Genomic DNA, 13,128 nt, shown 5'->3' on the forward strand with positions numbered 1-13,128 from the left:
ATCCCGATAACAAATTTTCACCCCGCCTCTTGTGACAAACCGGTGAATGCGCTAGGTTGTTTTTAATTGTATATACAACCATGTGGGAGCCAAGGCTCCGGCGGAGGAAAGCAATGACGTCTGAGATTCACTGCGACAGCCTGTGGCACGGGGCCGACATCGTCACCATGCGCGGCGGCAAGTATCACACCCTCAGCGATGGCGCGATCGCCGTGCGCGCAGGCAAAATCGTCTGGATGGGCGAATATGCCGCGCTGCCTGCGGGGCTGATCGCTGATGAAAGGGTGAAATTCGACGGCGGCATCATCACGCCGGGCTTTGTCGACTGCCATACCCATCTGGTGTTCGGCGGCAACCGCAGCGGCGAATTCGAACAGCGCCTGAACGGCGTGAGTTATGCCGAGATCGCCGCCCAAGGCGGCGGCATCATTTCCACGGTCAAAGCCACCCGCGACGCCGACGAAGAAGCGCTGCTCGAGCAAGCGCTGTTCCGTTTGCGGCCGCTATTGGCGGAAGGCGTGACCTGCGTAGAGATCAAGTCCGGTTACGGGCTGACGCCGGAAAGCGAACTGAAAATGCTGCGCGTGGCGCGCCGGCTTGGCGACATGCTGCCGGTAGAGGTGAAAACCACCTGTCTGGCGGCCCACGCGCTACCGCCGGAATACGCCAATCGCGCCGACGATTATATCGATCTGGTGTGCAACACCATTATTCCTCAGGCCGCCGCCGCCGGGCTGGCGGATGCGGTCGACGCCTTCTGCGAGCATCTGGCGTTCTCACCGGCGCAGGTTGAGCGGGTGTTCGCCGCCGCCGAGGCCGCAGGCCTGCCGGTGAAGCTGCACGCCGAACAGCTTTCCGCCCTCGGCGGCAGCGAGTTGGCGGCGCATCACCATGCGCTCTCCGCCGATCACCTGGAATATGCCACCGAGCAAGATGCCCGGGCGATGGGCGATGCCGGCACCGTTGCGGTGTTGCTGCCAGGCGCTTATTACCTGCTGCGCGAAACCCAGTGCCCGCCGGTGGATCTGTTCCGCAAGCACCGGGTGGCAATGGCGATCGCCAGCGACGCCAACCCGGGCACTTCCCCGGCGCTGTCGCTGCGCCTGATGATCAACATGGCCTGCACGCTGTTCCGCCTTACGCCGGAAGAAGCGCTGGCGGGCGTCACGGTTCACGCGGCCAAAGCGCTGGGCCTGCAGGACAGCCACGGCACGCTGGAAACCGGCAAGGTGGCGGATTTTGTACACTGGCCGCTTTCCCGGCCGGCTGAACTGGCTTACTGGTTGGGCGGACAACTGCCCTGTACGGTGATTTTCCGAGGAGAAGTACGTCAATGACCATTCGCGATCCCTATGATTTCCAGGCCGGCAGCCTGCCGCTGCTGATCAGCATTCCCCATGCCGGCACCCGATTGACGCCGGCGGTCGAAGCCGGTTTGACCGAAGAGGCGCGGCCACTGCCCGATACCGACTGGCATATCCCGCAGCTGTATGAGTTTGCCCGCACTATGGGTGCCAGCGTGCTGGTCGGCAACTACTCGCGTTTTGTCATCGATCTGAACCGCCCTTCGGACGATAAGCCGCTGTACACCACCGCCACCACCGGCCTGTACCCTGACGTGCTGTTTGACGGCCGTCCGAGCTTTTTGCCGGGTAAAGCGCCGTCGGACGAAGAGCGTGCCGGCTATTTACAGCAAATCTGGCAGCCCTACCACCAGCAATTGCAAGATGAACTGACGCGACTGAAAGCCAAGCACGGCTACGCGCTGCTGTTCGATGCGCACTCCATCGCCTCGGTGATCCCACGATTGTTCGACGGCAAGCTGCCGGATCTCAATCTGGGCACCAACGGCGGCGAAAGCTGCGCCCCGGCGCTGAGCGATCGCCTGGTGGCCTGCTGCGAACAGCAACAGCAGTTCACACATGTGCTTAACGGCCGCTTTAAAGGCGGGTACATCACCCGTGCTTATGGTCAGCCGCAGCAACAGCAACATGCGATTCAACTGGAGCTGGCGCAGGTGAACTACATGTCCGAACAGTATCCCTTTGCCTTCGAGCCGCAGCGTGCGGCCGCTTTGCAACGCCTGCTGAAGCAAATGATCGACAGCCTGCTGGCTTGCGGGCAACCGCGTTAACCCACAGCCTATGCCAAGCCGGGGCCTGCCTATCTTGCCCCGGCGTCACCTTGCCTCCTGATTTTTCGGCATAAATCATGCCTCCTTTCCCTCCCCGGCTTCAATTTGCGCACTGCATCGCAGTTTTAGTGAAAACCTTTGTATCTGGTCGGACAACGCACAAAACAGCGGCATAGGGATCGCGCGGTACGCCACAATCTGCCGAAAAGCCCGGCGATTGCCTGGGTATAAACTCCCGTAAACCTCTCCCCCGGCGCCCCAGGCGGCTACGGGATCGGGGTGCGCGGCGCAAGGCCCAAATTGATGACCTACTCTGGAGGCTACCATGTCTGAAACCCCGTTAAACTGGCGTGCCGCACAGGCCGTTGCCGATCGGCTGTTGGCGAAGTGGCGCACCGATGGCGAACCCGGCGGGGCAATGACCCTGTTCGACGCCGGGCAGATACGGGCGACCGCCAGCGCCGGCCTGGCCGATCTGGCGCAAAATACCCCTTTTACCGCCGACAGCGTGGTGCGCTATGCCTCAGTCACCAAGCATATTTTCGCCGCGCTGGCGCTGAACGCCACCGGCAACGCCCTCAATCTACGCGATCGCCTCGGCGATTTGCTGCCTGAGCTGCATGTTCCGCTGGCGGACGTGACCGTCGGCCAGGCGCTGGACATGACCAGCGGACTGCCCGACGTACGTGAAACCCTGGGGCTGCTCGGCATCTCGGTGCATACCCGCAGCGATGCGCAACCGGTGATGCAGTTCCTGCAGGGGTTGCGTGAACTCAATTATCCGGCCGGCAGCGAAGTCGCCTACACCAATACCGGATACCGGCTGGTTGAGGCGGCGCTGAAAGCCAAAGGCTACGATTTCGATCAACTGGTGCAACAGCATATTGCCCAACCGCTGCAGGTTCAGCTGCGGGCGCCGGAAAGCTGGTTTGACGTGGTGCCTGGGCTGGCGCCCGGCTACTGGCGTTCCGCGCAAGGTTGGCAACTGGCCAGCGCCGGCCTGCATCTGTCCGCCTCCGGCAGCCTGACCGGCAGCGCCAATGCCCTCACTTGCTGGCTGCAAACGCTGCTGGCGGATGAAGGCCCGGGCCACGGCGTGTTGGCGCAGCTCAGCGCCCCACGGCGGCTCAATCAGGGCCAGCTCAGCGCTTACGGTCTGGGGCTGGCGCAAACCCCGCTTGGCACCTATAGGTTGCTGGGCCACGGCGGCTCACACGCCGGTTACAAAAGCTATTTCCTGCTGGCACCAGATCGGCAGACTGGGGTAGCGCTGGTGGCCAACCGCGAGGATTGCGACAGCTTTGGCATGGTGCTACAGGTGATGGCCGCCCTGCTCGATGAGGCGCTGCCGCAGCGCAGCACCGCCATTCCCGACGGCATTTACGCTACGGTGGCCGAGCCTTACTGGCTGGAGGTGGAAGACGGCAATGTGACCTATTTGGGGACCGGCGAGCCGCTTTATCAGGCCGACGACGGCTACGCGGTGTCGCTTTCCGCCCATATGCCAATGCGGCTGAAATGGACCGGTGAAGCGGTTGAAGGCGAAGTGGGCCACGTGGCGCGCAGCTTTCTGCCGGTCATCCCCAACGGCGACTGCCTGAAACACGTTCAGGGTTTCTGGTATCACCCGCAGTACCGCACCGCCTTCGAGATTTGCGGCAATCAAGTACACATCGGCGTGGGTCCGGCGGCGCAAACCGGTACTGTCAGCTCACTCGGCAACGGCCGTATGCTGGTGGAAAGCCACGACGGCCCGTGGTTAAAACGCTTTTGTTTATACTTTCGCGGCTACAGCGTGGATTTGATCGCCAACCGCAGCCGGGTGCTGACCTTTCAGCGCAGCAACGCCGGCCGAGATTAGCTACGCCGCTCACCCCGCCTTGTCGGCCCTGACTGCCAGCAAGGCGGTGAACAACCGCTGCTTGTCGGCATCGCTGAGATTAGGCTGACGAATGGCGCTGACAAAAGCGCCGCGAGCCTGTTCCGTCAACGGTCCGGCCTTTAATTGCTGCGCCAGCCGTTGCAGAATGAGGTTGCTCAGCTCGGCGATCTGCGGCCGCACGCTGTCCAGCGGGCGCGGTTGCCAACCGCTTTCCGGCGTCGCCAGCCAGTCTGCGCGATAGCGGTACTGAATCGCCTTGGCGGCGTCCATCTGCGCCACAATAAACGGCCGCACCGAGCGCGGCGCCAACCCTAATCTGCCCGCTTCCGCCTCTGTGCTCGCCAGCACCTTGGCTTCCTGCGCCAGATCCTCGATCGGCAAATGCTGCTGCGCTTTGTAACCGGCGACGTCTTTCATATAGGCCAGACGCTGGTTGACCAATTCGCCAAGCTGCGCCCCGTCGCCTGCCAGCGCCGAAAAACTGGCCAGACAGCAGGCGAACAATAACGCTCTGAACATAACCCTTTCCTTTTTGTTTGCCCAAATAAAGAAAACAGAGTTCATCACAATCGCCGCCGCTCAGGCAACTCTCCCTCGGAAAGAAAAAAGCCCCGCCGAAGCGAGGCTTTGAGCCGAAGAGGCCGGCGTTAGTCAAACACGCCGTTAATCACCGAGGCCACAATGGCGGTGCTCAACGCCACCAGCACCAGATCGTTACCGGCAATGCGCCATTCGTAACCCGGATAGGACGGCAGATCGCGCAGCATTGAAGACGGCACCATTTTCTTGGCAATGCCTGGAGGCAAAGGTTTGCCGCGTGCCAGGTTCTTGGCGATGCCCGGCGGCAGAGAACGATATCCGGTCAGGCCGTAATTCAGCGCCAGCGAGCGCACCCGGTCGTGAGAGATATTCACCGACACCAGATCGCGTTCGTCACCTTTGGCTTTATGGCCCTTGTCTTTATTGCCTTTGCCGTGGTCGCTGCTATTGCCTTTGCCGCTGTTGCCGTGACCATTACCGCCACCGTTGCCTTGACTATTACCGTGCCCGCCGCCGTTTCCATTGCCATTACCGCCCTTATCGGCGAACACTGGCGCAGAAGACAGACCCAGCGAGACAATCAGTGCCAGCGCCGTGAGCGTAGTACGACTTTTGTTCATGTTATGACTTCCTGCTTGAGGTATTACATTAACTATAGCGGTAATTCCCCCCATAAAGGATGAGGAAAAATCCGAGATAAGGAACCCTGGCAAGGCAGGTGGGCTGGCAAGCGTAAGGAAAGTGATGAAAGATTATTCCTGCGCAAAACTATTCGAAAAAACCGAATTTGGTGACAAGATTTTTCTTGCGGCAAAATAAGTCTTCCAGTACTTTGGAAAGGTAACAAAAAGAGTTAGTCTGCTCTTTTTCGTCGCACCTCAAATCTTATTTTATCGTCCAGAATGATAAACTGAATGCTTCCCGCCTCTCCGTGCGGGATTCTTTTTTCTGCTAAATTTGACGCCTGTCGCACCAACCCGGTGCTTTATGTTGAGATTTGGTAGCCAATACTTTAAATTCAGCGTCTGAGAAACCTTAACCTCCCGCGGTGGCCAGTTGGCAACGGGTGGGCGTTCAGGAGCAAAAGACATGCAAATGACACTCATGGAATACATCACTCAGCACTTTAATGGCGATCTTCACCGCTACGCGCAATCCGAAGGCGTGAGCCGTGAACAAATCATCCATTGGATTGATAATGAATGCCATGTAATCAAAGGACGATTATTTATGCCGGTGAGACATTTACCCGGTGAACAAGCTCAGTGATGACAAAAAAAACCCCGCAACGCGGGGTTTTCTGTTTCTGATACCACGGAAAATCAGAAGTTATAACCGGCCACGAGGTAGTAACCCCAGCCTGTAGATTTAATTGGGCCCTGCGGCGTACCGATCTCCGCGCCGTCCTGCCACTGGCCGCCGTTATGGAAGTAACGGGCCACGAACGAGTAGTGCCAGTGATCGTAGTTCAGCGCCAGAATGTGGCTGGAAGCGATCGAGTTGCTGGTGCGAACCTGCTTGCCTGTACCGTCGGTCCAGTTGCTGTCTTTGCCCAGATCGGAACCGAAGTCAAAGTTGGTGAAACCGATGTAGCTCAGGTTACCGCCCCACAGCTGGGTCAACGGCACAAAATATTTCACCTTGAAACGGTAACCGTCCCAGCTGTTCTCATTGGCAGCCTGGTAGTTTTCCCATTGGTATTTGGCATAGATGTTCATCGACAGGCTCATCGGCAGGCCGGTATCGATGTCCGTACCCAGGCCCATGTACCAGGTATTCTGACGGCCATCGGCGTTGTGGCCCAAATCATAGATGTAGTTGTTGGCGAAGTACCATTCTTTGAACGGGCCAAAGCCCAGATTGGTACCGGTCAACTTGTCGATGGAGAAGCGCGGCTCGATCTCCATAAACATCGGTGAGCCCTTGTCCCAAATCCCGCGATCCGGCGTGTTGCCGACACCGAAGAATTTAGGCACGTCGACGTAGCCATAGAAATCGAACCAATCTTTTTTGGCGAAGGCTTCATACTCAAGATACACATCGTTGTTCAACTGAGGTCCGAAACGGGTATGGTAGCTCCCCACCACGTTAACGCTCTGGTGCCACCAATCCGAGACGAATTCGCTGTCTTTGCTATCAGCCATTGATGATGCACTGTAAGACGCGGCGAGCAATACACCTGCTGCTAGAGCTATTTTTTTCATTTTTATTACCACATGCTTAAAGGGCCATTTCCTGCCCGTTAGAAAAGATGACAATGAGTCTGACGACACCTGGCGTTGCCCCGCTGACAAACTTCTCGGGCGACGCGCGCATTATAGAAATCACTGAGTGTAATAATCTGTGATCCAGTTATGCATTTCGCGAATAGGTAATCGATTGCGTTCACATTTGTCAAATTATGTTTCATGCAAATTCACGATCGATGTGATTTTTGTCATGCTCGGTGATTTATAAAGCAGTTTTTGTGCCAATTATGCGCGACATCAAAAATGAGTGCGGATGGCATTTTCAGGCAAAAAAAAGCCGGCTCAAAAACGGCCGGCTGAAGAAAAGAGATGAGTGGAAAATGGGTCTGATGGCCGTGGAAAACTCAACGCACGCCCGGCACCGCTTTGGCAATATTTTCCTGGCGGAAAACCACTTCCTGCCCCGGAGCCACCTCCCACTCTTTAGGGGGAATGTCCACCTTCGGCGCAGCGGCAACCACGGAGCCGAAAATCAACTTGCCTTCCCGGCGCAGAATGCTGACATCAAGCTGGTATTCATGACGCAAATTAGCGGTGGTCAGACGTACAGTATCACCGCGCATATAGTTTTCATCGTCAATCACTGGCTGCTGAATGAATTGGATATCGTCTCTCATTTTTATGTTCCTTCAGGCACAATCGATAGTTAAATTCTAGCCCACTATCCCAGGGTCGACTGAAAATTTCCGTTACTTTCCTCGGGTTGCCTGCCAGCAGATCAGCGAGCCGAGCGTGACCATCACTACGCCCTGCCAGAAACTGACCGTCAGCGAAGTATCGAGCACCAGCGCGGCAAATACTGCCGACAGCACCGGCGTAAAATAGGATACCGTCGCCAGCAATGTCATGTTGCCGTGCAAAATGCCGACGTTCCACGCCGCGTAACCGGCACCCATCGCCGCGCCGGCACACAGCAACGTCAGGGTCACCGGCCAGGTGAACTGCATGCCGCTTTCGGTGCTGAAGGCATATTTCAGCCACAGCGCCACGGCAGTCAGCGTAATAAACAGCACCACGCCGTTGCTGCCCTGCGCAATTTTTTTGGTCAGGTTGCAATACAGCGCCCAAATCACTGCGCCGCTGAAAGCCAGCGAATAACTCAGCGGGTTACTGCGCACATTCTCCAGCATCTGCGCCGGCGACCATCCGCCCTCGCCGCTCATGATCCAGCCAATGCCGAACAGCGACAACAGCAAGCCGGGCAACAGCCACCATTTGGCTTTTTGCCCGTTAAACACCAGCGCCATCAGCACGGTAAAACAGGGCCAGAGATAGTTGATCATCCCCACTTCTATCGCCTGCAACCGGGTATTGGCATACCCCAGCGACAGCGACAGGCAGATCTCATAGCTGACAAACAGCAGGCTGCCGAGGATCAGATAAAGACGGGGAAAATGGCGCAAATTCGGCAAACGCAGCACCAGCAGCAAAAACGCTGCGCTGACGCTGTAGATCATCGCCGCACCGCCAATCGGCCCCAGCCCTTCGCTGACGCTGCGGATCAGACCAACGACGCTGCTCCACAGCAGGATCGCCAATAAACCGAACAACGTGGCTTTATGCTGGGCGGATAAAGAAAACATGAAGACGATCCAATAGGTTATTTTTTATCGGGATTTTCACTCTACTGCCGGGCGGCAGAAAAAGAAAGGCGGGAAAACCCGCCTGATTTCGTTATTGCTGCGGCTGCCGCTCAAACTGCGGCGGTGGTTGGCGAAAACGCCGGGTGAGGTACACCAGATACGCAAAGCCCAGCGCCGCCCAGATCAGCCCCATGGTCAGCGAACTTTTTTCCAGGTTCAACCACAGCACCGCCACCGTCAGCGCGCCAATCAGCGGCAGGATCAGGTAGTTGAAACGGTCCTTCCAGCTTTTGTTGCGCCCCTCGCGAATAAAGAAATGGCTGATAACCGACAGATTAACGAAGGTGAAGGCCACCAACGCGCCGAAATTGATCAGCGCCGTGGCGGTGACCAGATCAAAAGACAGCGCGGACAGCGCCACCAGCCCGACCATCAGCACGTTCAATGCCGGCGTGCGCCATTTCGGGTGGATATAGCCGAAGAATTTTTCCGGGAACACGTTATCGCGCCCCATCACATAAAGCAGCCGCGAAACGCTGGCGTGCGAGGCCAGGCCGGAGGCCAGCGTGTTGATGAAGGTGGTGCACAGGAAGATGGCCTGAAACAGCTTGCCGCCCACGTACAGCGCGATTTCCGGCAGCGCCGCATCCGGCTGGTGAAAACGCTGAATGGAAGGGAAAAACAGCTGGATAAAGAACGATACGCTGATAAAGATCACTCCACCGTACAGCGCGGTCAGGAGAATGGCGCGCGGGATCACCTTGGCGGCATTGGGCGTTTCTTCACACAGGGTGGTGACCGCATCAAACCCGAGGAATGAGAAGCACAGAATGGTGGCGCCGGTGATAATCGGCAACAAATGCGCATTCTCGCTGATGAACGGCTGCAAACTCCATACCTTTCCTACCCCTTCGCCGTTGCGCAGGCCGTGCACCACCAGGTAGATAAACACCAGAATAATCGCCACCTGGGCCAGTACGAACAACGTATTGAAGTTGGCCACCAGATTGACGCTCTTCAGGTTAATCGCCGTCATGATAATCACAAATCCCACCACCCAAATCCAGGGAGGGACTTCGGGGAACAGCGCGGTCAGGTAAATCTTCGCCAACAGCGTGTTGATCATCGGCAGGAACAGGTAATCCAACAGCGAGGACCAGCCGACCAGAAAACCGACGTGCGGGTTGATCGCTTTCTGCGCGTAGGTGTAAGCAGAGCCGGCGGTCGGAAACTGGCGAACCAGCTTACCGTAGCTGATGGCGGTAAACAGCACCCCGGCCAGCGCAAACAGGTAGGCGGAAGGCACATGGCCGTCGGTGACGCCGGACACGATGCCGAAGGTATCGAACACCGTCATCGGCGTCAGATACGCCAGGCCCATCATCACCACTTGCCACAGTTTAAGGGTCTTGCGCAGCTGCGGCTTGGCCGCCGGGTTACAGTCAGTGGCATTAATCGTCATAGCGCTTCCCCTCGTTGTCCTCTGCCGGTAACCGTTTAACGTCATTCAGAGAGGCCGCGGGGAAACTGCTGCTCGGGCGGTGGGAAAAGCGATAGCTAAGGCCTGCGGATGGCCCGTATTCACTGCGGCACGGACAGGCGTCCGCGCTGACTGACGGAAGGGTAATGGCTGTCATGATTATTTCCTCGCCGGCGTCCTGTACGCCCAGATGGAAGAAATGCTGTACCGCGGCGCGCAGCTTCGCAGGCCACAGGATAGCCGGCGGAATGCGCCAGACGCGCGCGGTAAGTTCGGGAGCGGGGTCAGGCGTTTTTCAGCATCCACTCGATTTCGGTTTCGGTGATCAGGCGCTCGAACTGCACCATCTCATCCGTTTTACAGGCCAGATAAACATGGCTGAACCTTTCGCCGAGCAGCGCATTCAGCACCGGCTGATGCTCGAATTCGTACAGCGCATCGCTCTGGCGGATGGGGAACGCCAGTCCTTCCTGCTCCAATCCGTTGCCGGTCACCGGCTCTTGCAGCGGCAACGGCGTTTCCAGCCCGTAAACAATCCCCGCCAGAATGGTCGCCATCACCAGATAAGGGTTGGCATCGGCGCCGGCCACGCGGTACTCCACGCGGTGATTGTCGCGATCGCCACAGGGGATGCGCAGCGCCACGGTGCGGTTGTTATGGCCCCAGGAAGCCTGGGTCGGTACGTACATGCCCGGCTGGAAGCGGCGATAGGCGTTAACGTTGGGTGCCAGCAGCGCAATAGAAGAAGGCATCAGGGTGATCATCCCCGCCAGCGCCTGCTTCAGCAGCGCGGAATCTTCGCCGTCGTCATCGGCTAATACGTTGTTGCCCTGCTTGTCGAGCATGCTGATATGCACATGCATGCCGCTGCCGGCGTGTTCTTCATACGGCTTGGCCATAAAGGTGGCGTGCATGTTGTGGTTTTCCGCCACCATGCGGATCAGGCGCTTTAAAGCCAGCGCATGGTCGCAGGCCTGCAGAACGTTGTCGGTATGATGCAGATTTACCTCAAACTGGCCGGGTGAGGCTTCCGCCACCGCGCCGTCCGCCGGGATGCCTTGCAAACGCGCCAGTTCGTCGATGTCGCTCAGCACGTCGGCGAAGTGATTAAGGTTGTCGACGGAATACACCTGGCTCTGGGTATTGCGCTCTTGAGTGCCCGGCGCACAGGGCGGCTGAAGATAGCCTTCTGAGTCGCGCTGGCGATCGATGAGATAGAACTCCAACTCTACCGCTACTACGGGGGAAAGCCCGCGCTGACGCAAACGCTGCCACACTCGGTTCAGCACATTACGCGGTTCAACGTCAAAGGGAGTACCATCTTCATCCAGCATGGTGAGCAGTACCTGGCCGATATATTGCGGATCCGCCGCCGACGGCATCAGCGTGCCCGGCACCGGGACACAGATATGATCCGGCTCACCCAGTTCCTGCCCCAGCCCGGCTTCTTCTACTACGTTACCGAGAATATCCATCGCGAACACCGACGCCGGGAAGTAACAGCCCTTCTCCAGCTTGCTCAGGCCACCGACAGGTATGCGTTTGCCGCGGAAGCTGCCGTTGAGATCGGTCAGCAGAACGTCAACGTGCTGAGTCAATGGATAACGTTCCAGGTACTTCTTCACTTCACGCTGGAACGCGCTACTTCGCCTTTCTTCGTTGTGCTGAACAAAGTTTTCCACTTCTACTATGTTGGTCTGCATGATTCACCCGCCATTTATGTTTTTGTCAGTGGTTCTCACACTTATTGCCGTCGATGTTTTTTGACCATCGCGTTCAATATAATGCCCACCAATGAAACATAGTTGCAACAAAATTGTTTTGCAAGTGTTAATTTGAGTTTGAATATTGCCCATTTGACTGCTAGATTTATAAAATATTGAACGAAAACGGCACTAATGAAGTTTATCGTTCATAATTTCGAACAACCCAAGGGGATAGCATGGGCAATATATTTAACAGACCAATGGTCGGCGTAGTGATGTGCAGGTATAGGTTAAACGAGCATCTCACTCAGACCTTGCAAGAAAAGTACCTGAATGCAGTCATCACCGCCGGAGGATTGCCGATCGCCCTGCCGCACGCGCTGGCGGAGCCCACACTGCTGGAGGAATTGCTGCCGCACCTCGATGGCATTTTGCTGCCCGGCAGCCCCAGTAACGTGCAGCCGCACCTTTATGGTGAAAACGGCGATGAGCCTGACGCCGATCCCGGGCGAGATGAATTGAGCCTGGCGCTGATCCGCCATGCGCTCGACAGGCACATTCCCCTTTTCGCCATTTGCCGCGGCATGCAGGAAATGGTGGTTGCCACCCAAGGCACCTTGCATCGTCGTTTGTTTGAGCTGCCCGAACTGCTCGAACACCGTGAAGATCACGAACTGCCGCTGGATCAACAATACGCCCCCGCCCACGAAGTCATCGTTCAGGATGGCGGGCTGCTTTCGCAACTGATACCGGATTGCAACAGATTCTGGGTCAACTCACTGCATGGACAAGGCTCAAAAACCCTCGGCCCCAACGTCCGCATCGAGGCCCACGCCGCCGATGGGCTGGTGGAGGCGATCAGCCTGCGTGACCAGCCCTTCGCGCTGGGCGTGCAATGGCACCCGGAATGGAACAGTGAGGAGTACGCCCTGTCGCGCCTGTTGTTTGAAGGCTTCATTACCGCGTGCCGGCACTACCAAAAGGAAAAATGCCTATGAGCGATGTCAGCTTGGCACCGGGGAAACGTCTGTCGCAGATCCGCCAACAATTAGGGTTGTCACAGCGCCGCGCCGCCGAACTGTCTGGATTAACCCACAGCGCCATCAGCACTATCGAACAGGACAAAGTCAGCCCGGCCATCAGCACGCTGCAAAAACTGCTGACGGTGTATGGATTGTCGCTATCGGCGTTTTTCGCCGAGCCGGAAAAACCGGATGAGCCGCGGATTGTCATCGATCATGAAGACCTGATCGAGATTGGCAGCCAGGGGGTGTCGATGAAGCTGATCCACAACGGCGACCCCAACCGCACGCTGGCGATGATGATCGAAACCTACGAGCCGGGCACCACTACCGGCGAACGCATCAAACATCAGGGGGAAGAGATAGGCACCCTGCTGGAAGGCGAAGTGCTGTTGCAGGTTAACGGGCAGAACTATCACCTGTTGGCCGGCCAGAGCTACGCCATCAACACCGGCATTCCCCACAGTTTCAGCAACACGTCGGCGCGGATTTGCCGGATTATCAGCGCCCATACCCCGACGACATTCTGATC

General features: G+C 57.4%; 14 protein-coding genes. 6 read left to right on the forward strand and 8 right to left on the reverse strand.

Features of this window, described 5'->3' with window-relative positions:
- Positions 1-113 precede the first annotated feature (113 nt).
- From hutI to SPL01S_RS04025, 3 genes are all read left to right on the forward strand, one after another.
- The gene (hutI, locus tag SPL01S_RS04010; RefSeq protein WP_063197710.1) at positions 114-1,337 is read left to right on the forward strand and encodes an imidazolonepropionase; all 1,224 of its coding nucleotides are present in this window, start codon (positions 114-116) and stop codon (positions 1,335-1,337) included.
- Positions 1,334-2,134 carry an N-formylglutamate deformylase gene (gene hutG, locus SPL01S_RS04015; RefSeq protein ID WP_063197712.1) on the forward strand — a complete coding sequence of 267 codons (801 nt, stop codon included), beginning with the start codon at positions 1,334-1,336 and terminating at the stop codon, positions 2,132-2,134. Before hutI ends, hutG begins: the two co-directional genes overlap by 4 nt.
- Before the next feature lie 325 nt (positions 2,135-2,459).
- On the forward strand, positions 2,460-3,995 hold the full coding sequence (locus SPL01S_RS04025; RefSeq protein ID WP_063197714.1) for a serine hydrolase domain-containing protein: 1,536 nt from the start codon (positions 2,460-2,462) through the stop codon (positions 3,993-3,995).
- A gap of 9 nt (positions 3,996-4,004) precedes the next feature.
- Here the strand turns inward: SPL01S_RS04025 and SPL01S_RS04030 are convergent, their stop codons facing one another.
- Positions 4,005-4,535 carry a chorismate mutase gene (locus SPL01S_RS04030; protein WP_063197715.1) on the reverse strand — a complete coding sequence of 177 codons (531 nt, stop codon included), beginning with the start codon at positions 4,533-4,535 and terminating at the stop codon, positions 4,005-4,007.
- A gap of 128 nt (positions 4,536-4,663) precedes the next feature.
- Entirely contained in the window at positions 4,664-5,176 is a 513-nt protein-coding gene (locus SPL01S_RS04035; RefSeq protein ID WP_062870578.1) for an anti-virulence regulator CigR family protein, read from the reverse strand.
- A gap of 469 nt (positions 5,177-5,645) precedes the next feature.
- Between SPL01S_RS04035 and SPL01S_RS04040 the strand changes: the two genes are divergently transcribed.
- Positions 5,646-5,825 (forward strand): hypothetical protein, encoded by a 180-nt coding sequence (locus SPL01S_RS04040; RefSeq protein WP_006324851.1) that lies wholly within the window; start codon positions 5,646-5,648, stop codon positions 5,823-5,825.
- Positions 5,826-5,878: 53 nt separating this feature from the next.
- Here SPL01S_RS04040 and SPL01S_RS04045 read toward each other — a convergent pair whose 3' ends face one another.
- The 6 genes from SPL01S_RS04045 to SPL01S_RS04065 all read right to left on the reverse strand — a co-directional run bounded on the left by SPL01S_RS04045 (position 5,879) and on the right by SPL01S_RS04065 (position 11,571).
- Positions 5,879-6,760: a nucleoside-specific channel-forming protein Tsx gene (locus SPL01S_RS04045; protein ID WP_041416058.1), complete on the reverse strand. Its 882-nt coding sequence runs from the start codon at positions 6,758-6,760 to the stop codon at positions 5,879-5,881.
- A gap of 389 nt (positions 6,761-7,149) precedes the next feature.
- Positions 7,150-7,422, reverse strand: coding sequence for a hypothetical protein (locus tag SPL01S_RS04050; protein WP_062870577.1), 273 nt, complete (start codon positions 7,420-7,422; stop codon positions 7,150-7,152).
- 72 nt (positions 7,423-7,494) lie between these two features.
- Positions 7,495-8,388, reverse strand: a complete 894-nt coding sequence (gene yddG, locus SPL01S_RS04055; protein ID WP_063197717.1) for an aromatic amino acid DMT transporter YddG — start codon at positions 8,386-8,388, stop codon at positions 7,495-7,497.
- A 91-nt stretch (positions 8,389-8,479) separates the two neighbouring features.
- Entirely contained in the window at positions 8,480-9,850 is a 1,371-nt protein-coding gene (locus tag SPL01S_RS04060; RefSeq protein ID WP_063197719.1) for an APC family permease, read from the reverse strand.
- Complete coding sequence (locus SPL01S_RS24360) at positions 9,840-10,025, reverse strand: hypothetical protein (RefSeq protein WP_071990134.1); 186 nt, start codon at positions 10,023-10,025, stop codon at positions 9,840-9,842. The genes SPL01S_RS04060 and SPL01S_RS24360 overlap by 11 nt, the downstream gene beginning before the upstream one ends.
- Before the next feature lie 127 nt (positions 10,026-10,152).
- Positions 10,153-11,571, reverse strand: coding sequence for a glutamine synthetase family protein (locus SPL01S_RS04065; protein ID WP_062870575.1), 1,419 nt, complete (start codon positions 11,569-11,571; stop codon positions 10,153-10,155).
- A gap of 239 nt (positions 11,572-11,810) precedes the next feature.
- Between SPL01S_RS04065 and puuD the strand changes: the two genes are divergently transcribed.
- Both puuD and puuR read left to right on the forward strand, forming a co-directional pair.
- Positions 11,811-12,572: a gamma-glutamyl-gamma-aminobutyrate hydrolase gene (puuD, locus tag SPL01S_RS04070; RefSeq protein ID WP_063197721.1), complete on the forward strand. Its 762-nt coding sequence runs from the start codon at positions 11,811-11,813 to the stop codon at positions 12,570-12,572.
- Complete coding sequence (gene puuR, locus SPL01S_RS04075; protein WP_063197723.1) at positions 12,569-13,126, forward strand: HTH-type transcriptional regulator PuuR; 558 nt, start codon at positions 12,569-12,571, stop codon at positions 13,124-13,126. The genes puuD and puuR overlap by 4 nt, the downstream gene beginning before the upstream one ends.
- Positions 13,127-13,128: the final 2 nt, after the last annotated feature.

It is taken from the genome of Serratia plymuthica NBRC 102599 (assembly GCF_001590925.1).
In the GTDB taxonomy this organism is placed as follows: domain Bacteria; phylum Pseudomonadota; class Gammaproteobacteria; order Enterobacterales; family Enterobacteriaceae; genus Serratia; species Serratia plymuthica.

What these genes read in the sequence shown, in the direction of transcription:
- hutI (WP_063197710.1), top strand. Translation starts at nt 114, where the DNA reads ATGACGTCTGAGATTCACTGCGACAGCCTGTGGCACGGGGCCGACATC.
- hutG (WP_063197712.1), top strand. Translation starts at nt 1,334, where the DNA reads ATGACCATTCGCGATCCCTATGATTTCCAGGCCGGCAGCCTGCCGCTG.
- SPL01S_RS04025 (WP_063197714.1), top strand. Translation starts at nt 2,460, where the DNA reads ATGTCTGAAACCCCGTTAAACTGGCGTGCCGCACAGGCCGTTGCCGAT.
- SPL01S_RS04030 (WP_063197715.1), bottom strand. Translation starts at nt 4,535, where the DNA reads ATGTTCAGAGCGTTATTGTTCGCCTGCTGTCTGGCCAGTTTTTCGGCG.
- SPL01S_RS04035 (WP_062870578.1), bottom strand. Translation starts at nt 5,176, where the DNA reads ATGAACAAAAGTCGTACTACGCTCACGGCGCTGGCACTGATTGTCTCG.
- SPL01S_RS04040 (WP_006324851.1), top strand. Translation starts at nt 5,646, where the DNA reads ATGCAAATGACACTCATGGAATACATCACTCAGCACTTTAATGGCGAT.
- SPL01S_RS04045 (WP_041416058.1), bottom strand. Translation starts at nt 6,760, where the DNA reads ATGAAAAAAATAGCTCTAGCAGCAGGTGTATTGCTCGCCGCGTCTTAC.
- SPL01S_RS04050 (WP_062870577.1), bottom strand. Translation starts at nt 7,422, where the DNA reads ATGAGAGACGATATCCAATTCATTCAGCAGCCAGTGATTGACGATGAA.
- yddG (WP_063197717.1), bottom strand. Translation starts at nt 8,388, where the DNA reads ATGTTTTCTTTATCCGCCCAGCATAAAGCCACGTTGTTCGGTTTATTG.
- SPL01S_RS04060 (WP_063197719.1), bottom strand. Translation starts at nt 9,850, where the DNA reads ATGACGATTAATGCCACTGACTGTAACCCGGCGGCCAAGCCGCAGCTG.
- SPL01S_RS24360 (WP_071990134.1), bottom strand. Translation starts at nt 10,025, where the DNA reads ATGACAGCCATTACCCTTCCGTCAGTCAGCGCGGACGCCTGTCCGTGC.
- SPL01S_RS04065 (WP_062870575.1), bottom strand. Translation starts at nt 11,571, where the DNA reads ATGCAGACCAACATAGTAGAAGTGGAAAACTTTGTTCAGCACAACGAA.
- puuD (WP_063197721.1), top strand. Translation starts at nt 11,811, where the DNA reads ATGGGCAATATATTTAACAGACCAATGGTCGGCGTAGTGATGTGCAGG.
- puuR (WP_063197723.1), top strand. Translation starts at nt 12,569, where the DNA reads ATGAGCGATGTCAGCTTGGCACCGGGGAAACGTCTGTCGCAGATCCGC.